We start from the raw sequence: 23,303 nt of genomic DNA, 5'->3' as shown, positions 1-23,303 counted from the left end.
GAAGGGGGCATGCGCACGCAATCTCTCCGTGACCGGTCGGCCCTCGCCCTGGCCGGGCTGCTGCTCGCCGGCGCCCCCACCGCCTACACGGCACTGGCCGACAGCCGCCCCGCCGCCGCGCCCGCGCGCGGCAAGCCGTATGTCGAGACCCGGCTGTTCTTCGGCACCGCCCGCCCCGACGGCGGACCGGCCGTCACCGACCGGGAGTTCACCGCATTCGTCGACAGGGAGGTCACCCCGGACTTCCCCGACGGCCTCACCGTGCAGAACGGGCGCGGCCAGTGGCGGGACGCGCACGGGACCATCGAGAAGGAGCGGTCGTACGAACTGATCCTGCTGTATCCCGAGTCGGCGGCGAAGGGCGGCGACCGGAAGATCGAGGAGATCCGGCGGGCCTACGAGAAGGCCTTCGCGCAGGAGAGCGTGGGCAGGGTGGACGCCCACGCCCGGGTCGACTTCTGACGCCGTCCGCCCCGTCCGGCGCGGACGATGTCTGGCGTGGACCATGTCTGGCGCGGACCATGTCTGGCGCGGACCATGTCTGGCGCGGACCATGTCTGGCGCGCTAAAACTATCGCCGCTAGTTTGTGAGGCGGAGATCCGGCCCGCCAGGAGGAAGCAGCATGAAGGCACACGACGGCCTGTACATCGACGGCGCCTGGCGCGCCGCCGAGAGCCGGGACGTGATCGAGGTCGTCAACCCGGTCGACGAGCAGGTCATCGGCCGGGTCCCGGCGGGTGGCGCGCTCGACGTCGACACCGCGGTACGCGCGGCCCGCGCCGCCCTGCCGGCCTGGGCCGCCACCCCGCCCGCCGAGCGCGCCGCCCGGCTCGCCTCGCTGCGCGACGTCCTGGCGGCCCGCAAGGACGAGATCGCCGAGACGGTCGGCGCGGAGCTTGGCGCACCGCTGAAGTTCTCCCGGGCCGTGCACGCGGCCGTGCCGATCGCGGTCGCGGGCTCCTACGCCGACTTGGCGGCCGGCCATCCCTTCGAGGAGAAGGTCGGCAACTCGACCGTCTACCAGGAGCCGGTCGGGGTGGTCGGCGCGATCACCCCCTGGAACTACCCGCTGCACCAGGTCGTCGCGAAGGCCGCCCCGGCGCTCGCCGCCGGCTGCACGGTCGTCCTCAAGCCCGCCGAGAACACCCCGCTCACCGCCCAGCTGTTCGCGGAGGCGGTGCACGAAGCGGACTTCCCCGCCGGTGTGTTCAACCTGGTCACCGGGCTCGGTCCGGTCGCCGGTCAGGCGCTCGCCGAGCACCCGGGCGTCGACCTGGTCTCCTTCACCGGCTCCACGGCCGTCGGCAGGCAGATCGGCGCGACCGCCGGGGCCGCGGTCAAGAAGGTGGCCCTGGAACTGGGCGGCAAGTCCGCGAACGTCATCCTCCCGAGCGCCGACCTCGCCAGGGCGGTCAACGTCGGGGTGGCCAACGTGATGTCCAACTCGGGTCAGACGTGCAGCGCCTGGACCCGGATGCTGGTGCACTCCGGCCAGTACGACGAGGCGGTGGAACTGGCCGCGGCCGCCGCCGCCACGTACGGCGAGCGGATCGGTCCCGTCGTCAGCGCCGAGCAGCGGGCGCGGGTGCGCGGCTACATCGAGAAGGGCATCGCGGAGGGCGCCCGGCTGGTCGCGGGCGGTCCGGAATCCCCCCGCGAACGGGGCTACTTCGTCCACCCGACGGTCTTCGCCGACGTCACCCCCGAGATGACGATCGCGCAGGAGGAGATCTTCGGCCCGGTCCTGTCGATCCTGCGCTACGAGGACGAGGACGACGCCCTGCGCATCGCCAACGGCACGGTCTACGGCCTCGCGGGCGCCGTCTGGGCCGGGGACGAGCAGGAGGCGGTGGCCTTCGCCCGGCGGATGGAGACCGGGCAGGTCGACATCAACGGCGGGCGGTTCAACCCCCTCGCCCCGTTCGGCGGTTACAAGCAGTCGGGCGTCGGCCGTGAACTCGGCGCGCACGGTCTCGCCGAGTACCTCCAGACCAAGTCCCTGCAGTTCTGAGGAGATCGCCCCGATGGCTACCCAGGTCCGCGCCGCCGTACTGCCCGCCGTGGGCGCCCCTCTGACGGTCACCGGGATCGAGCTCCCGGACCCCGGCCCCGGACAGGTCCGCGTCCGGCTCGCCGCCGCCGGTGTCTGCCACTCCGACCTCTCCCTCTCCGACGGCACCATGCGGGTGCCGGTCCCGGCGGTCCTCGGCCACGAGGGCGCGGGCACCGTGGTAGCCGTGGGCGAGGGCGTCACCCGGCTGGCACCCGGCGACACCGTCGTCCTCAACTGGGCGCCCTCCTGCGGGAACTGCCACGCCTGCGCGCTCGGCGAGGTCTGGCTGTGCGCCAACGCCCTGAACGGCTCCGCCGACGTCCACGCCCGGACGACGGACGGCACCGACCTGCACCCCGGCCTGAACGTGGCGGCCTTCGCCGAGGAGACCGTGGTCGCCGAGTCCTGCGTCCTCCCGCTCCCGGCCGGCGTCCCGCTCGTCGACGCGGCCCTCCTCGGCTGCGCGGTCCTCACGGGTTACGGCGCCGTCCACCACGCGGCGCGCGTCCGCGAGGGCGAGACCGTCGCCGTGTTCGGCGTCGGCGGGGTCGGCCTGGCCACCGTCCAGGCGGCCCGGATCGCGGGTGCGTCCAGGATCGTCGCCGTGGACGTGTCCGCGGCGAAGGAGGACCTGGCGCGGGCGGCCGGCGCCACGGACTACGTGGTCGCCTCCGACACCACGCCCCGCGCGATCCGCGCCCTCACCGGGAAACAGGGCGTCGACGTCGCCGTGGAGTGCGCCGGACGCGCGGTCAGCATCCGCGCGGCCTGGGAGTCCACCCGCAGGGGCGGCCGTACGACCGTGGTCGGCATCGGCGGCAAGACGGAACAGGTCACCTTCAACGCCCTGGAGCTCTTCCACTGGGGCCGCACCCTCGCCGGCTGCGTCTACGGCAACTCCGACCCGGCCCGCGACCTGCCGGTGCTCGCCGAGCACGTCCGGGCGGGCCGCCTGGACCTGGGCGCGCTGGTCACGCAGCGGATCACCCTGGAGGACATCCCGGACGCCTTCGGGAACATGCTCGCCGGTAAGGGCGGCCGGGCGCTGGTGGTGTTCTGAGCGGCCGGTTCCGCGCCGGCCCGCGGGCGGCGACGACCGGGCCGCACCGCCCCTATCCCGTCGTCCCCCGCAGCCGCGTGAACTGTTCGCCCAACCCGTCCAGCAGCGCCCGCAACCCCGTCTCGAACGCCCGCTCGTCGATCTTCTCCTGCTGATCCGCCAGCAGATGGGCCTGGCCCAGATGCGGATAGTCGGCCGGATCGTACGCGCTCGCGTCGTCCACGAACCCGCCGGCGAAGGACCCCAGCGCCGAGCCCATGACGAAGTACCGCATCAGCGCCCCGATCGACGTCGCCTGTGCCGCCGGCCACCCCGCGTCCACCATCGCGCCGTACACCGCGTCGGCGACCCGCAGTCCGGCCGGGCGCCGGCCCGGCCCGCGGGCCAGCACCGGGACGATGTTCGGGTGGTCGCGCAGCGCGGCCCGGTACGACACCGCCCAGTCGTGCAGGGCGGTGCGCCAGTCCCGGCCGTCGCCGGGCTCGAACATCGACAGGTCGAGCTGCGCGCTGACCGAGTCCGCGACCGCCTCCAGGATCTCGTCCTTGGTGCGGAAGTGGTTGTAGAGCGAGGGCCCGCTCACCCCCAGTTCGGCCGCCAGCCGCCGGGTGGACACGGCCGCCAGCCCCTCCGCGTCCACGAGTTCCCGGGCCGCCCGGACGATCCGGTCGGTGCTGAGGAGGGGCTTGCGCGGTCGGGCCATGGCGCACATAGTAGGGCCCGGGAGAATAAACTAGCAGTGCTAATTAAAAGGGTGGTCGCATGGTGAACCTGGGGCTCGGTGAGGAGCAGACCGCCGTACGGCGGCTCGCCCGGGACTTCGTCGAGCGCGAGATCGCCCCGCACGTGGTCGCCTGGGACCGGGCCGAGGAGGTCGACCGGGGCATCGTGAAGAAGCTCGGCGAGGTCGGGTTCCTCGGGCTGACGATCGACGAGGAGTACGGCGGCTCGGGCGGCGACCACCTGTCGTACTGCCTGGTGACGGAGGAGCTGGGCCGTGGGGACTCCTCGGTCCGCGGGATCGTCTCCGTCTCCCTCGGGCTCGTCGCCAAGTCGATCGCCGCCTGGGGCGACGAGGAGCAGAAGCGGTGCTGGCTGCCGGGGCTGACCTCCGGCGCGTACCTCGGCTGCTTCGGCCTCACCGAACCCGGTACCGGCTCCGACGCGGGCAACCTCACCACCCGCGCCGTTCGCGACGGCGACCACTACGTCGTCAACGGCACCAAGATGTTCATCACCAACGGCACCTGGGCCGACGTCGTCCTGCTCTTCGCCCGCTCCACCGACGCCCCCGGTCACCGGGGCGTCTCCGCCTTCCTGGTGCCGGCCGACACCCCCGGCCTCACCCGCCGCGCCGTCCACGGCAAGCTCGGTCTGCGCGGCCAGGCCACCGCCGAACTGGTCCTTCAGGACGTCCGGGTGCCCGCCGCCGCGATGCTCGGCCCGGAGGGCAAGGGTTTCTCGGTCGCCATGTCCGCGCTCGCCAAGGGACGGATGTCGGTGGCCGCGGGCTGCGTCGGCATAGCGCAGGCCGCGCTCGACGCCGCCGTCCGATACGCCGGGGAGCGGGAGCAGTTCGGGACGCCGATCGCCGGGCACCAGCTGGTCCAGGAACTCCTCAGCGACATCGCCGTCGACGTGGACGCGGCCCGGCTGCTGACCTGGCGCGTCGCCGATCTGGTCGACCGCGGGCTGCCGTTCGCCACCGAGTCCTCCAAGGCCAAGCTGTTCGCCTCGGAGGCCGCCGTGCGCGCCGCCAACAACGCCCTCCAGGTCTTCGGCGGCTACGGCTACATCGACGAGTACCCGGTGGGCAAACTCCTGCGCGACGCCCGGGTGATGACCCTCTACGAGGGCACCAGCCAGATCCAGAAGCTGCTCATCGGGCGAGCGCTGACAGGGGTCTCGGCGTTCTGAGTACGCCCTGAGTACGTCGGCGGATGTGGCGCGGCCCACGTTCGCCGATGCTCGTCCCATGAGTGACACACCGGTCAGAAACCAGAACACGGCCGCCTTCTACGGTCAGGCCGTCGCCTCCTTCGGCATCGCCATGACGGCGACGGTCATCGGCATCTTCAGGCTGCACGCCGACGCCTGGGTGCGCGGCTTCCTCGGCATCGCCGTCCTCTACCTCGTCACCTCCGCCTTCACGCTCGCGAAGGTCATCCGGGACCGCCAGGAGGCCGGCCAGATCGTCAGCCGGGTCGACCAGGCACGGCTGGAGAAGCTGCTCGCCGAACACGACCCCTTCGAGAAGCTCTGACCTCACCGAGGACGGCGCACAGCCCTGAGCGGGCACACTAAGCGCTCGCTCAGCTTCGGCGGTATGGTGGAGCTCCGGTACCGAGAGGGGCGAGCGAGCGATGAGTACGGCGGAGGACACGACCGGCGGCGAGATCGAGCCGTGGGAAGAGGTCACCCCTGACGCGGCCAGGCGTCTGCTGGTCGCCGCCGTGGAGGCCTTCGCCGAGCGCGGCTACCACGCCACCACCACCCGTGACATCGCGGGCCGCGCCGGTATGAGCCCGGCCGCGCTCTACATCCACTACAAGACCAAGGAAGAGCTGCTCCACCGGATCAGCCGCATCGGTCACGACAAGGCCCTGGACATCCTGCGGACGGCCGCCCGGCGCGAGGGCACCGCCGCCGAGCGGCTCGCCGACGCCGTCAGCTCCTTCGTCCGCTGGCACGCCGGCCGGCGCACCACCGCCCGGGTCGTGCAGTACGAGCTGGACGCCCTCGGCCCCGACGCCCGCGCCGAGATCCTCGCGCTGCGCCGCCAGGTGGACGCGGAGGTGCGCGGGATCATCAAGGAGGGCGTCGCGGCCGGCGAGTTCGACGTGATCGACGTCCACGGCACCACCCTCGCGGTGCTGTCGCTGTGCATCGACGTGGCCCGCTGGTTCAACGTGAACGGCCCCCGGACCCCCGAGGAGGTCGGCACGCTCTACGCCGACCTCGTGCTGCGGATGGTCGGGGCCGGGTAGCCGCGGGGCCGCTCAGACGTAGTACCGGGACACCGACTCCGCGACGCAGACCGGCTTGTCGCCGCCCTCGCGCTCCACGGTGAACGCGACGGTCACCTGGACACCGCCGGTGACCTCCTCGACGCCGGTGATCGTCGCGGTGGCGCGCAGCCGCGAGCCGACCGGCACGGGGGCGGGGAAACGGACCTTGTTGGTGCCGTAGTTGACGCCCATCTTCACGCCCTCGACCTTGATCAGCTGGGGGCCGAAGAGCGGGAGCAGCGACAGGGTCAGGTAGCCGTGCGCGATGGTCGTGCCGAACGGGCCCGTGGCCGCCTTCTCCGGGTCGACGTGGATCCACTGGTGGTCGCCCGTCGCGTCCGCGAACAGGTCGATCCGCTTCTGGTCGACCTCCAGCCAGTCGGTGAAGCCCAGTTGCTCGCCCACGGCCGCCTTCAGCTCGTCGGGGGAAGCGAAGATCCTCGGTTCTGCCATGTTGCCGGCCCTCTCGCGCTCACGGGTCACACTCGCCTTGTCTAAGCAACTGCTTAGCATGGTCGGCCGCGGGGCCGCTGTCAACGGACCGCGGCCCGCGCCCGATGGGTAGTCTCTGCCGGGTGCCGCAGATTCCCGAGGAGATCCACGAGCTGAGCGTCGGCCAGTTGTCCGCGCGCAGCGGCGCCGCGGTCTCCGCACTGCACTTCTACGAGGCCAAGGGGCTGATCAGCAGCCGGCGGACCGCCGGCAACCAGCGCCGCTACAGCCGCGACACCCTCCGCCGCGTGGCCTTCGTCAGGGCGGCGCAACGCGTCGGCATCCCGCTGGCCACCATCCGCGAGGCGCTCGCGGAACTCCCCGAGGAGCGCACCCCGACCAGGGAGGACTGGGCCCGTCTCTCGCAGGCCTGGCGCGCGGAACTCGACGAACGCATCCGGCAGCTCAACCGGCTGCGCGACCACCTGACCGACTGCATCGGCTGCGGCTGCCTGTCGCTGGCCACGTGCGTCCTGTCCAACCCGCACGATGCCTTCGGCGCGGGGCGGGCGGGCTCCCGCCTGCTGCCGCAGGAGAGGGCGTAGTGCGGGGGAGGGGCGGTAGGGGGGTGCGGCATCCCCGGCGCACCCCCGGACGGTCAGGCCGACATGAGCAGCCGCCCGCGCCTGGCGTAGGCCACGGCCTCGGCGGTGAGCACCGGACGCGGCACCAGGATCCCGCAGTCCGCGCAGACCGGACCGGCGGAGGGCTCGTGGTCCAGGTCGTACTTCCAGACCAGGCGCTCCCCTTCGCACACCGGGCAGCTCGTGCCCGGTTCGCGCTCCAGGGCGGCGATCAGCCGTCGCAGCACCTCGGCGAGCGGTTCGTCGGGATGGACCCGAGGGTCGTCGCACCAGGCCACTCCGAATCCGCCCCAGGTCAGCCGGTGCCAGTCGTCCACGCTGCCCGGGCGGCGCAGCCCGTCGTGCTTCTCCTTCTTGCGGCGGGAGGCGAAGTCGACCTCGTAGGCGAGCCAGACCGCCCGCGCCTCCTCCAACTCGTCCAGTGCGCCCACGAGACGCACCGGATCGGGGGACCGGTCCTCAGGACCGAACCCGGCCCGCGCACACAGATGGTCCCAGGTCGCGCGGTGCCCGTACGGAGCGAACCGCTCCAGGCACTTGCGCAGCGAATAACGCCGCAGCGCCAGATCGCACCGTGGGTCTCGCACCTGTCTCGCCAGACTCCGGAAACCGGCCATCGCCCTGCACCTCCGTCACACCTGTACCTGCACTTCGGTCACTTCGGCGTCGCCGCACGGGCTCCGCGCGACGTTGCCGTATAGACGTATCGACACTCGAATCGGCTCCATCCGATTTCCGATGCCGTCCATAAGGCCGCCCGCCTTGACCGGCGGCCGGTGGCACCGCCGACGCGTGCGACATGTTGAAAACTTGACGCATGTTCATCTTCAATCCCGGGGATACCGGCGGTAACGTCCGGCCCACCCCCGTCGTTGAGGAGCCGCCATGCCACGGCGCACCAGACATCACGCGTTGTTCGACAGACTGAGAACTCCCCGCAGGCTCCCCGGGTTCCTGAAAGCCGCATCCGTATGCGCGCTGATCGCCGGGCTGCTCTCCCCGCTCGCCCAGACCACCGCCGCCGCGGCGGCCTCCAACGACTACTGCGGCGGGCAGTGTTCCGACATCCTGCCGCCCGGCGAGAACGGCAACGCCACTCTTGCCCAGATCCTGCTCAACCAGGCCTTCGGCACCCAGCCGAGCCACGCCGAGGACCAGCTCGGCCCCTACGCCAACCTGGCCAGCGGCTACTCCACCCTCACGGACGCGAAGATCAACACGTTCTTCAACGACGCGTCGTTCGGGGTCGCGTCGGGTCAGGTCGCCTCCACCGAGAGCCCGGCCGGCCGCGGCGACGTGACCATCGTCCGTGACAAGGCGACCGGGGTGCCCCACATCACCGGTACCACCAGATACGGCACCGAGTTCGGCGCCGGTTACGCCGCCGCTGAGGACCGGCTGTGGCTCATGGACGTGTTCCGGCACGTCGGGCGCGGCCAGCTCACCTCCTTCGCCGGCGGTGTCGCCTCCAACCAGGGCCTGGAGCAGGAGTTCTACCGCAACGCGCCCTACACCGAGGCCGACCTCCAGGCGCAGATAGACAACGCCGTCGCGACCAACGGCGCCCGCGGCCAGCAGGCCCTCGCGGACGCCAACGCCTACCTCGACGGCATCAACTCCTACATCGACGCCTCCGACAAGGGCCGTTACTTCCCCGGCGAGTACGTGCTGACCGGCCACAAGGACTCGATCACCAACGCCGGCACGATCGACCACTTCAAGATCACCGACCTGGTGGCGCTGGCCTCCGTGATCGGCACGCTGTTCGGCTCCGGCGGCGGTGGCGAGGTCAACAACGCCATCTCCCTGCTGGCCGCCCAGGAGCAGTACGGGGTGACCGAGGGCACCAAGGTCTGGGAGTCGTTCCGCGAGCGCAACGACCCCGAGGCCGTGCTCACCGTCCATGACGGCAAGAGCTTCCCGTACGGCACCAAGCCCGCGAGCCCGCAGGGCGAGGCGCTGCCGGACACCGGATCGGTGACCACCGAACCGCTGGTCTACAACGCCACGGGCACCGGCGCCGACCAGAGCGCGAGTGCCGCCTCCGCCGCGGCGACCGCCACCGCGCTCAGCTCGGCCAAGCGCGGGATGTCCAACGCACTGGTGGTCAGCGGCAAGTACACCGCGAGCGGCCACCCGATCGCCGTCTTCGGACCGCAGACCGGCTACTTCGCCCCGCAGCTGCTCATGCTCCAGGAGATCCAGGGTCCGGGCATCAGCGCCCGCGGCGCCTCGTTCGCCGGCCTGAGCATGTACGTCGAACTCGGCCGGGGCCAGGACTACTCGTGGTCCGCCACGACCTCCGGCCAGGACATCATCGACAGCTTCGCCGTCGAACTCTGCCAGGACGACTACCACTACCTGTACCACGGCACCTGCACGGCCATGGACAAGGTCGAGCAGACGAACTCCTGGAAGCCGACCACGGCCGACGGCACGGCAGCCGGCTCGTACACCATGCGGGTCTGGAAGACGAAGTACGGGCCCGTCGAATACCGGGCCACCGTCGGCGGGAAGAAGGTCGCCTACACCACCCTGCGCTCCTCCTACATGCACGAGGCCGACTCGATCATCGGCTTCCAGATGCTCAACGACCCCGGTTACGTGAACAGCCCGGGGACCTTCCAGAGCGCGGTGCAGCACATCAACTACACCTTCAACTGGTTCTACGCCGACTCCTCGCACACCGCGTACTACAACAGCGGCGACAACCCGGTGCGCGCGACCGGTGTCGACCCGGAGTTCCCGGTCTGGGGCCAGGCCGCCTACGAGTGGCGGAACTGGGACCCGACCACCAACACGGCCGACTACACCCCGGCCGCGCAGCACCCCCAGTCCGTCGACCAGGACTACTACGTCTCCTGGAACAACAAGCAGGCGCTCGACTACACGACCGCCAGCTGGGGCGACGGCTCGGTCCACCGGGGGAACCTCCTCGACGACCGGGTGAAGAAGCTCGTGGCCGCCGGGGGCGTCACCCGCTCCTCGCTTGTCAAGGCCATGGCGGACGCGTCGCTGACGGACCTGCGGGCCGAGGACGTGGTCCCGGATCTGCTGAAGGTGATCAACAGCAGTACGGTCACCGACTCCACGGCCGCCGCGGCCGTCGGCAAGATCCAGACCTGGCTCGCCGCGGGCGGCAAGCGCACGGAGACGTCGGCGGGCTCCAAGACCTACGCCAACTCCGACGCCATCCGGATCCTGGACGCCTGGTGGCCGCTGCTGGTGAAGGCCGAGTTCCAGCCCGGTCTCGGTTCCGGCCTGTACACCGCGTTGACCGCCAACCTGCCCGTCGACGAAGCCCCGTGGGCCGCACACGGGCCCACCGGCTCACACGCCGGCAGCTCCTTCCAGTACGGCTGGTGGAGTTATGTCGACAAGGACATCCGCTCGGTGCTCGGCCAGAGCGTGTCCGGGCCGCTGGCCGAGCAGTACTGCGGCGGCGGCAGCCTCAGCTCCTGCCGGGACATCCTGATCAGCACCCTGAAGACGGCGGCCGGCACCAGCGCGTCCACCGTCTACCCCGGGGACTCGCTGTGCTCCGCGGGCGACCAGTGGTGTGCCGACTCGATCGTCCAGCGCACCCTGGGCGGCATCAAGCACTACAACATCAGCTGGCAGAACCGGCCCACCTTCCAGCAGGTGGTGGAGTACACCTCGCACCGGTGACACCCGCACGGCGGCGGGGTCACCCGATGCGCCCCGCCGCCAGCACCAACCGCGCCAGCTCGGGGTGCACGATGTCACTGTGCGCCCCGGCCGGCGGACCACCCCGGTTCACCACCGCCGCCGCGTCGACGTTCACACAACCCGACGCGGCGAGCGGTCCGCGCAGCGCCGCCGCCAGGTCCAGGGACCCGGTGCCGGGCACCGCCTGGACGCCGTCGTGGCCCATCGCGCCCCACCGCTCGCCCAGCAGCCGCGCCACGTCCGCGCCCAGGGCCGACTCGCAGTCGTCCGCCATCCGGGAGGCCAGCGGGTACAGCGTGCCGAGCGCCTCGTCGAACCGGGAGTAGCAGCACACCAGCGGGCCGTCGATCCGGTTCTGCCGGCCGTGCAGCACCCCGCCGGCGCGCGGGTCCTGAGGCAGCCGGCCGGCGAACGCGTAGTGCGAGAAGGCGCCTTGCAGCAGGGTCACGGACTTCACCGCGCGCACCCCGTCCGGCAGCCCGCGCAGCGCGAAGGACACCAGCCGGCCGCCGAAGCTGTGCCCGACCAGATGCACCCGCACACCGGGCGCCGCCTGCGCCAACTGCCCGACCACCGGCCCGAGGCCGCGCTCCCCGACGGCGCCCGCCCGCCGCTTCATGGCGTAGTACGTGGCCTGCCGCAGCAACTCCTTCGCCCCGTCCCACGGGTTCGGCAGCGCGAACCCGGCCGCGCACCCGCCCTCCCGCAGGGACGCGACGGCCCCCGCGAACTCCGCGCACAGCCGCGTCGCCTCCCCGCTGAGCAGCGCCGGCTCGCTCTGCGGGACACCCTCCGCGATCGTGTCCGCCGCGAACAGCGGCTGCGCTCCGCCGGGCAGCACCTCGACCAGCAGCCGCACCAGGCGCCCGAACTCCTCCAGCCCGCCGGGCGGCCGCTGGTCCAGCATCCGGGCGAGCTGGTCGACCACCGTGGCCCGCCCCGGGAACGTCTCCAGGAGCGCGCGCCGGGTGTCCTTGTCGAGGACCGGGGCCGGGGACTCCTCGGCCTCCGTGGCCACCACCGACTTCGGGAAGTCGGGGATCGGCTCGTCGCAGAACCGCATCGACGGCCAGATCACCCCGACGTACCCGAGCCGCGCCTTCGGGGCGAGCTTCGGCACCGGGGCGAAGAAGTGCCGGTACAGGGCGGTCGCGCCGGACCGGTCGTTGTTCCAGCCGTGCGCGAAGACGATCAGGTCACGGACGCCGCGGTCCGTGACCTCGGCCAGCAGCCGGTCGCGTTCGGCGCCGTCCGGATCCCCGTCCGCGTCGAAGGTCAGCTCCCAGTAGGGAGCCACGTTCGTCCCAGGGTCAGCCATGGCAGGCTCCTCGCCGCCCGAACCGGTGCGATGTGCGCGCATCGTCCCGCTCCCGGGCGACGTTGGCCATACGCCGCGCCTCACCTGTAGAGGAGAAAATCCTTTCGCACCCGGCGGAAGGCGGCCAGTTCGTCCTGCCAGGCCCCGACGATCTCGTCGGGGCCCGCACCCGCGTCGACCATCGTGCGGACCGTCGTGGATCCGGTGAGCGTGTCGATCCAGTGGTCGGTGCGCCAGGCGAAGCCGCTCCACACCCTCCTGGCGGTGACCAGCAGCGCGACGCCGGTGCGCACGGGGTCGTAGGCGGCCCGGTCGTGCACGTGGATCTGCACCCCGCCGACGGTCCTGCTCTGGAACTTCGAGAACGTCGGCGCGAAGTACGCCTCCCTGAACCGCACGCCAGGCAGTCCGAGTCCGCCCGCCGCGGCGGCCCAGCGGGCGTCGATGCCCTCGGCACCGAGGAGTTCGAAGGGGCGGGTGGTGCCCCGCCCCTCGGAGAGGTTCGTGCCCTCGAAGAGACAGGTCCCGGAGTACACCAGCGCCGTGTCCGGGGTCGGCATGTTGGGGCTCGGCGGCACCCAGGGCAGGCCGCAGGCGTCGTAGAAGCGGTCGCGGTGCCAGCCGGTCATCGGTACGACGTCCAGGGCGACCGGCTGGTCCAGGAACCGCGCGTTGAACAGCCGCGCGAGCTCGGCGACCGTCATGCCGTGCGCCTGCGCGATCGGCTTCCTGCCGACGAAACTGGCGAACTCCTCGTGCAGCACCGGGCCCTGGGCGGTGCGGCCGGTCACCGGGTTCGGCCGGTCGAGCACGACGAAGCGCTTGCCCGCCAGCCGGGCGGCCGCCATGCAGTCGTACAGCGTCCAGACGTACGTGTAGAAGCGGGCGCCGACGTCCTGGATGTCGAAGACGACCGTGTCCACGCCGGAGGCGGTGAAGACGTCGGCGAGGGGCTGTCCGCTCTTGAGGTAGGTGTCGTAGACGGGCAGGCCGGTCGCCGGGTCGTCGTGGCGGCCCTCGGAGCCGCCGGCCTGGGCGGTGCCGCGGAAGCCGTGCTCGGGGCCGAAAACGGCCGTGAGCCGCACGCGGGGGTCGGCGTGCATGACGTCGACGATGTGGCGGACGTCCCGCGTGACGCCGGTGGGGTTGGTGACGATGCCGACCTTTTGGGCGGCGAGGAGGGCGTAGCCGTCGGCGGCGAGGTGATCGAAGCCGGTCTTCAGGGTGCCGTGGGCGTCGGCTGTCGTTGCCGTGGGTACGGCTGTCACGGCCGCTGCGGATGCCGTGGCCGCAGTGAGCAGACCTCTTCTGGACAGGCGCATGGGGTGACCTCCACGTTGAGCGCTCCCGCACGCAGTTTCGCAGGCTGCGGGCCGTATGCGGCTGAGCGCGCAGTTCCTCCCCCAGCCTTCGGCCGGGGGGACCCCCAGCGCCCCCAGGTTGGACCGGTCACCCTTCCCTTTATACATACCGACTGGTTAGTCTGGCCGCTGCTGGGGCCGAACCGTGTCGCGTCGTGTCGAAGGAGACCGATGGTGGGAGCCGTGCAGGATGCCGGAGTCGTCGTCACCGGGGCGGGAGGCGGCATCGGGGCCGCCCTCGCCCGGCGGTTCGCCGCCGAGGGGGCCCGGGTCGTGGTGAACGACCTGGACGGGGACAAGGCCGCCGCCGTGGCCGAGGAGATCGGCGGGATCGCTCTTCCGGGGGACGCGTCCGCCATCGTCGGGCCGGCCCGGGACGCGCTCGGCGGGACCGTCGACGTGTACTGCGCCAACGCCGGGCTCGCCTCCGGCGGGTCCGAGGCGGCCGACCCGGGGGTGTGGGCCGCGGCCTGGGACGTCAACGTCATGGCGCATGTGCGGGCCGCCCAGGAACTGGTGCCGCACTGGCTGGAGCGGGGCGCAGGACGGTTCGTGTCCACCGTGTCCGCCGCCGGGCTGCTCACCATGATCGGCGCCGCGCCCTACAGCGTGACCAAGCACGGCGCGTACGCCTTCGCCGAGTGGCTGTCGCTGACGTACCGGCACCGTGGCCTGAAGGTGCACGCCATCTGCCCGCAGGGCGTCCGTACCGACATGCTCGCCGCCACCGGCAGCGCGGGCGACATCGTGCTCCAGCCGACCGCCATCGAGCCGGAGGCCGTCGCGGACGCGCTGTTCAAGGGGATGGCGGAGGACCGGTTCCTGATCCTGCCGCACCCCGAGGTCGCCGGGTACTACCAGGCCCGGGCCGCCGACCCGGACCGCTGGCTGACCAGCATGAACCACATCCAGCAGAAGTGGGAGGCCACCCGGTGACCCAGCCGCACGCAGAGTCCCGCTACTCCGCCCGTCCCTGGGTGGCCCTGCTCAGCGAGGCCCAGCGGGGCCCGGTCGACCCGCCGGCCTCGCTGGTGCACGCCCTGCGCGCCGCCGTCGCCGAGGCACCCGACCGCACCTGCCTCGCCTACTTCGACGCCCGCCTCAGCTTCCGCGAGGTCGACGAGCTGAGCGACTCCGTCGCCGCCCACCTCGCGGAACGCGGCCTGGCCCGCGGCGACCGGGTCGCCGTGATCCTTCAGAACTCCCCGCACTTCGTGCTCGCGCTGCTCGGCGCCTGGAAGGCGGGTGCGACCGTGGTGCCGGTCAACCCCATGTACAAGTCGGGGGAGGTCGCGCACGTCCTGCGGGACGCCGAGGTGGCCGCGCTGGTCTGCTCGCAGCGGGCCTGGGAGTCGTACCTGCGCGAGACGGCCGCCGGCTCGCCGGTGCGGATCGTGCTCACCGCGAGCGAGCTGGACTTCCAGACCCGCGACGACGCCCGCGTGCTGACCTTCGAACGGCTGCCGCAGGCCGCCGACGCCGAGGACCTGGTGGCGGTCGCCCGCGGGGGCGGCAAGGCCCCGGAAGGGCGGGACCCGGCGTCCGCCGACATCGCCCTGATCAGCTACACCTCGGGGACGAGCGGTGCCCCCAAGGGCGCCACCAACCTGCACGGCAACATCATGTACAACGCCGAGCGGCAGCGCACCGGACTCGCGCTGCCCGACGCGCCGGTCTACTACGCCCTCGCGCCCCTCTTCCACATCACCGGCATGGTCTGCCAGCTCGCCGCCTGCGTCATCAGCTCGGGCACGCTCGTGCTGACCTACCGCTTCGAGCCGGGTGTGGTCCTGGAGGCGTTCGCCGAGCACCGCCCGCAGTACACGGTGGGCCCCTCCACCGCCTTCATGGCCCTGGCCGCCCACCCGGACGTCACCCCGGAGCACTTCGCCTCCTTCGTCGTCATCTCCTCCGGTGGCGCGCCGCTGCCGCCGGCCCTGGTGGAGAAGTTCCGCGCCGGGTTCGGGCCGTACATCAGGAACGGCTACGGGCTGACCGAGTGCACCGCGCCCTGCGCCTCCGTGCCGCCGGGCCTGGAGGCGCCGGTCGACCCGGTCTCCGGGACCCTCGCCGTCGGACTGCCGGGACCCGACACCGTCGTACGCGTCATCGACGACCAGGGCGCCGAGGTGCCCTTCGGGGAGCCGGGCGAGATCGCGGTCCGGGGTCCGCAGGTGGTGCCCGGGTACTGGCGGCGGCCCGAGGCCACCGCAGAGACCTTCCCGGACGGCGAACTGCGCACCGGCGACATCGGCTTCATGGACCCGCAGGGGTGGCTGTACGTCGTCGACCGCAAGAAGGACATGATCAACGCGTCCGGCTTCAAGGTCTGGCCGCGCGAGGTCGAGGACGTGCTGTACACCCATCCGGCGGTACGCGAGGCCGCCGTGGTCGGGGTCCCGGACGGGTACCGGGGGGAGACCGTCAAGGCCTACATCAGTCTGCGCCCGGGTGCCGCAACCGAACCGGACGATCTCGCCCTCTATTGCAAGGAGAGACTGGCGGCCTACAAATATCCGCGCCAGGTGGAGATCCTGCCCGACCTGCCGAAGACGGCGAGTGGGAAGATCCTCCGACGGGAACTGCGTTCCCGACCGCAACAGGGTTAGTGGACCCACGAGAAAGGCAGGTGGCGGCAGTGCCCAGGACGACGGACGGGGACGGGACTCCCGTTCCGCAGCGGCTTCTCGCCGCCGCCACCCGGCTCTTCGCGGAGCAGGGCTACGACCGCACCTCCGTGCAGGAGATCGTGGAGGCGGCCGGCGTCACCAAGGGGGCGCTGTACCACTACTTCGGTTCCAAGGACGATCTGCTGCACGAGGTGTACGCGCGCGTGCTGCGCGTCCAGCAGGAGCGGCTCGACGCCTTCGCGAACGCGGACGAGCCGATCGAGAAGCGGCTGCGGGGCGCCGCCGCCGACGTGGTCGTCACGACCATCGAGAACCTCGACGACGCGATGATCTTCTTCCGGTCCATGCACCATCTGAGCCCGGAGAAGAACAAGCAGGTACGCGCGGAACGCCGGCGCTACCACGAACGCTTCCGCGCGCTCGTCGAGGAGGGCCAGCGCGAGGGCGTCTTCTCCACCGCGACCCCGGCCGACCTGGTCGTGGACTACCACTTCGGCTCGGTCCACCACCTGTCGACCTGGTACCGCCCCGACGGGCCCATGACCCCGCAGGAGGTCGCCGACCACCTCGCCGACCTGCTGCTGCGGGCCCTGCGCCCCTGAACCGCACAGGACCGGCGGCCCCGCCCCCGGGGCCGCCGGTCCTTGTCCGTCCCCGCAGGCGCTGCCTACAGGTACTTCTTCAGTTCCCGGCGGGCCAGCGACCGCTGGTGCACCTCGTCGGGGCCGTCGGCGATCATCAGCGTCCGGGCGCTAGCGTACAGCTCGGCCAGCGGGAAGTCCTGGCTGACCCCGCCCGCGCCGTGCAGCTGGATCGCTCGGTCGATGATGTCCACGACCGCGCGCGGCGTGGCGATCTTGATGGCCTGGATCTCGCTGTGGGCGCCGCGGTTGCCGACGGTGTCCATCAGCCAGGCGGTCTTCAGGACCAGCAGCCGCAGCTGCTCGACCGTCACCCGGGCGTCCGCGATCCAGTTGTGCACCACGCCCTGCTGCGCCAGCGCCTTGCCGAACGCCGTCCGGGACACGGCCCGCCGGCACATCAGCTCGATCGCCCGCTCGGCCATGCCGATCAGCCGCATGCAGTGGTGGATCCGGCCCGGACCGAGCCGCGCCTGGGCGATGGCGAAGCCGCCGCCCTCCTCACCCACCAGGTTCGACACCGGCACCCGCGCGTGGTCGAAGACGACCTCGGCGTGGCCGCCGTGCGAGTGGTCCTCGTACCCGAAGACCTGCATCGCCCGCTTCACGGTGACACCCGGGGTGTCCCGCGGGACCAGCACCATGGACTGCTGGCGCCGGATGTCCGGGCCGTCCGGGTCGGTCTTGCCCATCACGATGAAGATCTTGCAGTCCGGGTTCATCGCCCCGGAGATGTACCACTTGCGGCCGGTGATGACGTAGTCGTCGCCGTCCCGCTCGATGTGGGTGGTGATGTTGGTGGCGTCGGAGGAGGCCACCTCGGGCTCGGTCATGGCGAACGCGGAGCGGATCTCGCCGGCGAGCAGCGGCTCCAGCCACTGCTTGCGCTGCGCCTCGTCGGCGAACTGGGCCAGCACCTCCATGTTGCCGGTGTCCGGGGCCGCGCAGTTCAGCGCGGTGGGCGCCAGGTGCGGGGAGCGGCCGGTGATCTCGGCGAGCGGCGCGTACTGGAGGTTGGTGAGGCCGGCGCCGTACTCGGCGTCGGGCAGGAAGAGGTTCCACAGGCCCTGCCTGCGGGCCTCGGCCTTCAGCTCCTCGACCACGGCCGGGGTGTCCCACGGCGAGGCGAGCGCGGCCCGCTGCTCCTCGGCCACCGCCTCCGCGGGGTAGACGAACTCGTCCATGAAGGCGAGGAGTCGGGCACGCAGTTCCTCGGTGCGCGCGTCGAACGCGAAGTCCATGACGGGTCAGCCTTCCTGAAGAGTCGTCAGTCCGTGGTCGATGAAGACGGGGACGAGTTCGCCGATGCGGTCGAAGCCCTGCCCGAGCGTCTGGCCCAGGGTGTACCGGTAGTGGATGCCCTCCAGGATCACGGCGAGCTTGAACCAGGCGAACGCCGTGTACCAGGAGACCGCGGAGACGTCCCGGCCCGAGCGGGCGGCGTACCGCTCGACCAGCTCCTGGGGGGACGGGTGGCCGGGTGCCTCGGCGGTGGTCGAGACCGGCGAGTCGGGGGCGCCCAGCGGCTGGCTGTACATCACCAGCAGGCCCAGGTCGGTCAGCGGGTCGCCGAGCGTGGACATCTCCCAGTCGAGGATCGCCCTGATCCTGTCGTCGTCGCCGATCAGCACGTTGTCCAGGCGGTAGTCGCCGTGGACGACGGCGGGCGCGGGGGAGTGGGGCAGCCGGCGGCCCAGGGTGGCGTGCAACTCGTCGATGCCGGCCAGCTCCCGGTTGCGGGAGGCGTCCAGCTGCTTGCCCCAGCGCCGCAGCTGCCGGTCGAGGAAGCCCTCGGGCCGGCCGAAGTCGGCGAGGCCCACCTCCGCGGGGTACACGGCGTGCAGCTCCACCAGTGTGTCGACGAGGGAGAGCACCGCGTCGCGGGTGCGCTCCGCGCCGAGCGGGGCGAGCTGACCGGCGGTGCGGTACGGGGTGCCCTCGACGAACTCCATCACGTAGAACGGTGCGCCGAGCACCTCCTCGTCCTCGCACAGCAGCACCGGCCGCGGCACCGGCACCTCGGTCGGGTGCAGCGCGCTGATCACCCGGTGCTCGCGCCTCATGTCGTGCGCGGTGGCCAGGACGTGACCGAGCGGCGGCCGCCGCACCACCCACTTGGAGGTGCCGTCGGAGACCGCGTAGGTGAGGTTCGACCGTCCGCCCTCGATCAGCCTTCCGGTCAGCGGACCGGCCACCAGGCCGGGCCGTTCGCGTTCGAGCAGGCCGCGCAGCCGGTCGAGATCCAGTCCGGGCGGGTGGTCGGGGCTCATGCATCGCTCCTACGAACGAACGAACAGGACCCGACTCATGATGCCGACCGGTCGGTATGCCGTCCAGTGCGTGGGCCAAACGTGACCGGGACCACCCTCTGCTCCGGTCGGGACGAGGCGGCTCCCCGTGCGCGCAGGACGGGGAGCCGCCGATCGGGACCGCGCCGGATCAGTGGTCGTCCCAGTGACCGTCGTGCTCGGCGTGCCGGTGGCCGTCGTGAAGATAGTCGACATGGTCGCCGTGCAGGACGCCGGTGTGCCCGCAGCCGTCGCCGTGCCGGTGCTCGTGGCCGTCGTGGGTGACGTGCGCCTCGGGCTCGCACTCGTCCCAGTGGCCGCCGTGCTCGCGGTGCAGGTGCCCGTTGTGCGCGTAGTCGACGTGGTCGCCGTGCGGCACCTGGTCGTGGCCGCAGCCCGGCCCGTGGCTGTGACCGTGCGCGGTGTGTTCCTGGTGAAGGGTGGTCATGGTGCTCACCTTCAGGGGTCCGGAAAGGCGGGGATGCGGCGGGACGCCGACGGACAGGCTGCCACGCACGAGCCGCATATCCGGCCATTCCGGTTGCGTGGCGTCCGAGTACCCCCGGGCGTCCTATACGACCAGCGCCGTGGCGCAGACCGCGACGGCGACCGTGCACAGCACCGCCGCGGTCGCCTGCCGCGGGGCCAGCGCCGGGGGGCGGCCGTCGGCCGCCAGGGCGCGGATGCGGCGGTTGGCGACGAGCAGGAACCCCAGCCACAGCACGCAGACGGCCGCGCAGGCCACGACCCCGACGGCCGAGGTGCTGTCGTGCAGGGCGGCCTTCGCGGCGAGCGTCGCGGCGACGGTGGCGGAGAGCGTTGTACGGCGCCAGGCCAGCCGGGTCCGCTCCGGCTGGAGTCCGGGGTCCCGGGCCGGCTCGGTCACCCCTCCCACCCCACGAGCACGACGAGCACCATCGCCACGGCGACCACGGCGACGACCACGCTCAGCAGGGCCGGGAACCGGGACACCGGCAGGTCCTCGCCGCGCCGCATCGCCCGCTCGCAGCGCATCCAGTGGTTCACGGCGCGCAGGGAGCACAGCACGCCCGCGGCGAGCAGGGCGAGCGCGAGGCCGACGCGCCAGCCCCAGCGGAGGTCCGGCAGGAACTGGTCCACGGCGAAGCCGCCGCCGATGAGAGCGAGGGCGGTGCGCAGCCAGGCCAGGAAGGTCCGCTCGTTGGCGAGGGAGAAACGGTAGTCGGGGGTCGTCCCCTCCTGCCGTACCACCTCGGGGGCGAACCACAAACGGACGTTCCGCGCGAATTCGATCACGTGTAGCAAGACTACCGGGGGTGCGGCGCCGTGGCCGGGTCCGGGGCGCCTCAGCTCCGCCACTCCCGCAGCCGCCCCCACGCCGCCAGCCCGTCCGGCACCCACTCCCACTCGCCGAGCCGGGTGGCCAGCTCCTCCTCGCCGAGGAAGTCGTGCCAGGCGACCTCCTCCACCTGCGGCCGCACCGGCAGCTCGCAGCGGACCTCGTACACCGCCGACCACCAGCTCTGCCCGCCCCCGTTGTCGTACAGGAACTTGAACAGGAACGCCGGCCGGGGCAGACCGGTCACGCCCAGTTCCTCCTCGGCCTCCCGCAGCGCCGCGTCGTCGTAGGACTCGCCCGCGCCCACCACACCCCCGACGAACATGTCGTACAGGGAGGGGAAGACCAGCTTGGTGGCGGTGCGGCGGTGGACGAAGATCCGGCCGGACGCGTCCTTGGCCTGGATGAAGACGCAGCGGTGCCGCAGGCCCCGGGCGTACGCCTCGCCGCGCGGGGCCTGCCCGGTCACCCGGTCGTTCTCGTCGACGATGTCGAGGATTTCGTCAGCAGCGTTCATGCCGCCATCCAAGCAGGCCCGTGGGGGAGGGCGTCAGCGCGGCTGGAGGTCGAGCGACGGCTCCCGCGGCGCCGCCCCCCGCGGCATGGCCGGATGCAGCCCGAGCAGCACGATGCCCGCCACGACCGCCGCGAGCCCCGCCGCCTCCCAGGCCAGCGCCCCGGTGTCGGTACGCAGCCGGTCCCCGAGGAAGCCCACCCCGCACAGGATCCCGGTGAGCGGCTGGGCCGCGGTCAGCGCCGGCAGCGACATCCGCAGCTCCGCCGTCTCGAACGCGCTCTGCACGAGGATCAGCCCGGTCACCCCGAGCACCAGGACGCCGTACGGCTGCCAGCCGGTCAGCACCTCCGTGATGCCGCCTTCGGAGAAGCGGGTGCTGGTGACCCGGGTCAGCGCGTCCTGGACGCCGTAGAGCAGGCCGGCGGCGAGGGCGAGCAGGGTGGGTCCGGCGCTGAGCCTCGACCGCTTGGCGCAGGTGGTGAGCGCCAGGGCGATGCCCACGACCACGCCGATGATCAGCCAGTGGCGCAGCGGGTCGGCGATCGCGTGACCGCCGCGTGGCTCGCCCGCCAGGATGAACGCGGTGACACCGCCGGCGAGCAGCAGCAGACCCGCCCAGCCCTGGTGGCTGAGGGGGTGCTTGGTCTGGTGTCTGGAGAGCGCGAGGGCGAACAGCAGGTTCGTGGCGAGCAGCGGCTCGACGAGGGAGATCTCGCCCTTGCCGAGGGCGACCGCCCCGAGGACCATCCCGGCCACCATCAGGCCGATGCCGCCCAGCCAGCGCGGCACCTTCATCAGGTCCAGCAGCAGCCGGGGCGAGAGGAAGTCGCTGAGCGGAGCCTGCTGCGCGACGTTCTGCTGGAGCACGAACCCGAAGCCCAGGCAACAGGCCGCGCTCACGGCGAGAACCAGAACCAGTACGGACACGCTGCGTACCTCGATCATGCGGCCGGGCTACGGGGTGCGTAGTGGCCGACTGTAGCGCTGCCGGATGGGTGATGCTCCGGGAGTACCCGGAACCGGGCGACGGACTCGGTCACGGTGCCCGGGTCGATCGCGGAGGGTGGCGCCGGGCGTCGGACCGCACTGCCATGGTCCGACGCCCGGGCGGCCCGCGCCATGGCGTACGCCACAGCCGGCACCCGAAGCCCTGCGGTCACGGTACGCCAACCGGGCCCCCGTTGACGTCAAGTTCCCGCCGTTCCAAGGTAGTTGAACAATAGACCAGTGGACCTCAGCTTGACGCAAAGTCTTGGCTGGGGGTTTGCTGTGCGTGATCGGCCGATGGCAGCCCGACAACCAGGAAGTTCCGCGGTGCCCCCAACCCCGCCCCTCGTAGGCCCAGGCAGGGCCGTCGCCGAAGGTCCCCGCGCGGCCACGCACCCCCGATGCGCACACTGTCCGGACGACGCCCTCGACGACGCCGAACTCATCTCCGCACGGGCCGCGTTGGCCCAGGGCCGCTGGCAGTCCGCCCGCTCCCTGTTGCTCCACACGGGTGAGGACTGGGACCGCCGGGGCCACCGGGTCGTCGTCCTCGCCCGCGAGCCCTACGCCATCGCCTGGTCCCGCGAGTGGCTCCTGGCCGAGCCCGGCGCGCCCGGCGCCGCCACCCTGTACGCGCTGACCCTGGTCCGGCGGGCGCTGCGCGGCAAGGAGTCGCCCGAGCGGGCCCGCGAGGCCTGCGGCAGTGCCACCGCGCTCGCCCCCGCCGACCCCACCCCGTGGCTCGGCCTGCTCCTGCTGGCCCGGCACCTCGGCACCGACGAGGAGGTCCGGCGCGCCTTCGCCGAGGTGCGCCGCCGCCACCCCGAGCACCATCACGCCCACCACCTGATGGCGGCCCGGATCGCGGAGACCGAGTCGCAGGGGTCGTACGAGCTGTGCGCCTTCGCGGAGCGCTCGGCCGCCCAGGCCCCGGCTGACTCCCCGCTCGCCGTCCTCCCGGTCGTCGCGTACAACGAACGGCACCGGGTGCTGGCCGCCACCGGCGGGGCGCCCGCCGACCCGGCCGCCGCCGGTCACTGGGCCGAGCCGTCCGCCCGGCGCGCCCTGACCGCGGCCTTCGACTGGTGGCTGGAGTGGGGCATCGAGGAGCACCCCCGCCGCCACATCGACCTCAACCACCTCGCCCACGCCACCTCGGGCGCCGGCCGGTACGCCGAGGCCGCCGCCCTCTTCCAGCGCATCGGCCGGCACAGCACCGAGGTGCCCTGGTCGTACCCGGACCGCGACCCCTGTGAGGCGTTCCGGGCGGCCCGGGCACGCGCGCTCGGAGGTTCATGAGAAGAGGTTGTGGATTTCTTACGGCCGCCGGTTTTCGGGACCACGGCCGCCCCGAC

Annotated in this window: 24 protein-coding genes; 12 read left to right on the top strand and 12 right to left on the bottom strand. The window is 72.2% G+C overall.

Going from position 1 to position 23,303, the window contains the following annotated elements; all coding sequences use genetic code 11:
* Window positions 1–9 precede the first annotated feature (9 nt).
* The 3 genes from AB0958_RS13400 to AB0958_RS13390 all read left to right on the top strand — a co-directional run bounded on the left by AB0958_RS13400 (window position 10) and on the right by AB0958_RS13390 (window position 3,114).
* Window positions 10–462, top strand: coding sequence for a DUF3574 domain-containing protein (locus AB0958_RS13400; protein ID WP_366890522.1), 453 nt, complete (start codon window positions 10–12; stop codon window positions 460–462).
* A 161-nt stretch (window positions 463–623) separates the two neighbouring features.
* Window positions 624–2,012 (top strand): aldehyde dehydrogenase family protein, encoded by a 1,389-nt coding sequence (locus tag AB0958_RS13395; RefSeq protein ID WP_366890521.1) that lies wholly within the window; start codon window positions 624–626, stop codon window positions 2,010–2,012.
* Between the two features lie 13 nt (window positions 2,013–2,025).
* Entirely contained in the window at window positions 2,026–3,114 is a 1,089-nt protein-coding gene (locus AB0958_RS13390; protein ID WP_366890520.1) for a Zn-dependent alcohol dehydrogenase, read from the top strand.
* 52 nt (window positions 3,115–3,166) lie between these two features.
* Here AB0958_RS13390 and AB0958_RS13385 read toward each other — a convergent pair whose 3' ends face one another.
* The gene (locus AB0958_RS13385; protein WP_366890519.1) at window positions 3,167–3,817 is read right to left on the bottom strand and encodes a TetR/AcrR family transcriptional regulator; all 651 of its coding nucleotides are present in this window, start codon (window positions 3,815–3,817) and stop codon (window positions 3,167–3,169) included.
* Window positions 3,818–3,879: 62 nt separating this feature from the next.
* Between AB0958_RS13385 and AB0958_RS13380 the strand changes: the two genes are divergently transcribed.
* The 3 genes from AB0958_RS13380 (at window position 3,880) to AB0958_RS13370 (ending at window position 6,101) form a co-directional block, all read left to right on the top strand.
* Window positions 3,880–5,031 (top strand): acyl-CoA dehydrogenase family protein, encoded by a 1,152-nt coding sequence (locus AB0958_RS13380; protein ID WP_366890588.1) that lies wholly within the window; start codon window positions 3,880–3,882, stop codon window positions 5,029–5,031.
* A 58-nt stretch (window positions 5,032–5,089) separates the two neighbouring features.
* On the top strand, window positions 5,090–5,377 hold the full coding sequence (locus AB0958_RS13375) for a YiaA/YiaB family inner membrane protein (protein WP_360523908.1): 288 nt from the start codon (window positions 5,090–5,092) through the stop codon (window positions 5,375–5,377).
* Between the two features lie 100 nt (window positions 5,378–5,477).
* A complete protein-coding gene (locus tag AB0958_RS13370; RefSeq protein WP_366890518.1) occupies window positions 5,478–6,101 on the top strand; it encodes a TetR/AcrR family transcriptional regulator in 624 nt (207 codons plus the stop codon).
* 12 nt (window positions 6,102–6,113) lie between these two features.
* Here the strand turns inward: AB0958_RS13370 and AB0958_RS13365 are convergent, their stop codons facing one another.
* Window positions 6,114–6,575: a MaoC family dehydratase gene (locus AB0958_RS13365; RefSeq protein ID WP_366890516.1), complete on the bottom strand. Its 462-nt coding sequence runs from the start codon at window positions 6,573–6,575 to the stop codon at window positions 6,114–6,116.
* A gap of 122 nt (window positions 6,576–6,697) precedes the next feature.
* Here AB0958_RS13365 and soxR point away from each other — a divergent pair, with 122 nt between their 5' ends.
* Complete coding sequence (gene soxR / locus AB0958_RS13360; RefSeq protein WP_366890515.1) at window positions 6,698–7,159, top strand: redox-sensitive transcriptional activator SoxR; 462 nt, start codon at window positions 6,698–6,700, stop codon at window positions 7,157–7,159.
* A 53-nt stretch (window positions 7,160–7,212) separates the two neighbouring features.
* Here the strand turns inward: soxR and AB0958_RS13355 are convergent, their stop codons facing one another.
* On the bottom strand, window positions 7,213–7,815 hold the full coding sequence (locus AB0958_RS13355; protein WP_366890514.1) for a hypothetical protein: 603 nt from the start codon (window positions 7,813–7,815) through the stop codon (window positions 7,213–7,215).
* 268 nt (window positions 7,816–8,083) lie between these two features.
* On the opposite strand from AB0958_RS13355, the gene AB0958_RS13350 reads away from it, so the two are divergent.
* Window positions 8,084–10,867, top strand: a complete 2,784-nt coding sequence (locus AB0958_RS13350) for a penicillin acylase family protein (RefSeq protein ID WP_366890513.1) — start codon at window positions 8,084–8,086, stop codon at window positions 10,865–10,867.
* 19 nt (window positions 10,868–10,886) lie between these two features.
* Here the strand turns inward: AB0958_RS13350 and AB0958_RS13345 are convergent, their stop codons facing one another.
* Window positions 10,887–12,206, bottom strand: coding sequence for a serine-threonine protein kinase (locus AB0958_RS13345; RefSeq protein WP_366890512.1), 1,320 nt, complete (start codon window positions 12,204–12,206; stop codon window positions 10,887–10,889).
* An 80-nt stretch (window positions 12,207–12,286) separates the two neighbouring features.
* Window positions 12,287–13,528 (bottom strand): DUF1343 domain-containing protein, encoded by a 1,242-nt coding sequence (locus tag AB0958_RS13340; protein WP_366890511.1) that lies wholly within the window; start codon window positions 13,526–13,528, stop codon window positions 12,287–12,289.
* A 210-nt stretch (window positions 13,529–13,738) separates the two neighbouring features.
* On the opposite strand from AB0958_RS13340, the gene AB0958_RS13335 reads away from it, so the two are divergent.
* Genes AB0958_RS13335 through AB0958_RS13325 form a run of 3 tightly spaced genes read left to right on the top strand, consistent with a single transcriptional unit; the run spans window position 13,739 to window position 16,799 of the window.
* The gene (locus tag AB0958_RS13335; RefSeq protein WP_366890509.1) at window positions 13,739–14,503 is read left to right on the top strand and encodes an SDR family oxidoreductase; all 765 of its coding nucleotides are present in this window, start codon (window positions 13,739–13,741) and stop codon (window positions 14,501–14,503) included.
* On the top strand, window positions 14,500–16,176 hold the full coding sequence (locus AB0958_RS13330) for an AMP-binding protein (protein WP_366890508.1): 1,677 nt from the start codon (window positions 14,500–14,502) through the stop codon (window positions 16,174–16,176). Before AB0958_RS13335 ends, AB0958_RS13330 begins: the two co-directional genes overlap by 4 nt.
* Window positions 16,177–16,205: 29 nt before the next feature.
* Complete coding sequence (locus tag AB0958_RS13325) at window positions 16,206–16,799, top strand: TetR/AcrR family transcriptional regulator (protein ID WP_360531488.1); 594 nt, start codon at window positions 16,206–16,208, stop codon at window positions 16,797–16,799.
* A gap of 65 nt (window positions 16,800–16,864) precedes the next feature.
* Here the strand turns inward: AB0958_RS13325 and AB0958_RS13320 are convergent, their stop codons facing one another.
* The 7 genes from AB0958_RS13320 to AB0958_RS13290 form a co-directional block, all read right to left on the bottom strand.
* A complete protein-coding gene (locus tag AB0958_RS13320) occupies window positions 16,865–18,079 on the bottom strand; it encodes an acyl-CoA dehydrogenase family protein (RefSeq protein ID WP_366890507.1) in 1,215 nt (404 codons plus the stop codon).
* 6 nt (window positions 18,080–18,085) lie between these two features.
* The gene (locus AB0958_RS13315; RefSeq protein WP_366890506.1) at window positions 18,086–19,108 is read right to left on the bottom strand and encodes a phosphotransferase family protein; all 1,023 of its coding nucleotides are present in this window, start codon (window positions 19,106–19,108) and stop codon (window positions 18,086–18,088) included.
* 169 nt (window positions 19,109–19,277) lie between these two features.
* Entirely contained in the window at window positions 19,278–19,574 is a 297-nt protein-coding gene (locus AB0958_RS13310; RefSeq protein WP_360530091.1) for a hypothetical protein, read from the bottom strand.
* A 123-nt stretch (window positions 19,575–19,697) separates the two neighbouring features.
* On the bottom strand, window positions 19,698–20,021 hold the full coding sequence (locus AB0958_RS13305) for a DUF202 domain-containing protein (protein WP_366890505.1): 324 nt from the start codon (window positions 20,019–20,021) through the stop codon (window positions 19,698–19,700).
* The gene (locus AB0958_RS13300; protein WP_123978318.1) at window positions 20,009–20,401 is read right to left on the bottom strand and encodes a DUF202 domain-containing protein; all 393 of its coding nucleotides are present in this window, start codon (window positions 20,399–20,401) and stop codon (window positions 20,009–20,011) included. The genes AB0958_RS13305 and AB0958_RS13300 overlap by 13 nt, the downstream gene beginning before the upstream one ends.
* Before the next feature lie 50 nt (window positions 20,402–20,451).
* Window positions 20,452–20,961 carry an NUDIX domain-containing protein gene (locus AB0958_RS13295; protein ID WP_366890504.1) on the bottom strand — a complete coding sequence of 170 codons (510 nt, stop codon included), beginning with the start codon at window positions 20,959–20,961 and terminating at the stop codon, window positions 20,452–20,454.
* A 33-nt stretch (window positions 20,962–20,994) separates the two neighbouring features.
* Window positions 20,995–21,888, bottom strand: coding sequence for a DMT family transporter (locus tag AB0958_RS13290; RefSeq protein ID WP_361332935.1), 894 nt, complete (start codon window positions 21,886–21,888; stop codon window positions 20,995–20,997).
* 387 nt (window positions 21,889–22,275) lie between these two features.
* On the opposite strand from AB0958_RS13290, the gene AB0958_RS13285 reads away from it, so the two are divergent.
* On the top strand, window positions 22,276–23,247 hold the full coding sequence (locus AB0958_RS13285; protein ID WP_366890503.1) for a hypothetical protein: 972 nt from the start codon (window positions 22,276–22,278) through the stop codon (window positions 23,245–23,247).
* Window positions 23,248–23,303: the final 56 nt, after the last annotated feature.

It is taken from the genome of Streptomyces sp. NPDC006655 (genome assembly GCF_040703965.1).
Taxonomy (GTDB): domain Bacteria; phylum Actinomycetota; class Actinomycetes; order Streptomycetales; family Streptomycetaceae; genus Streptomyces.
Note: the sequence above shows the minus strand (reverse complement) of the source record. Positions and strands in the feature narration are given on the sequence as shown.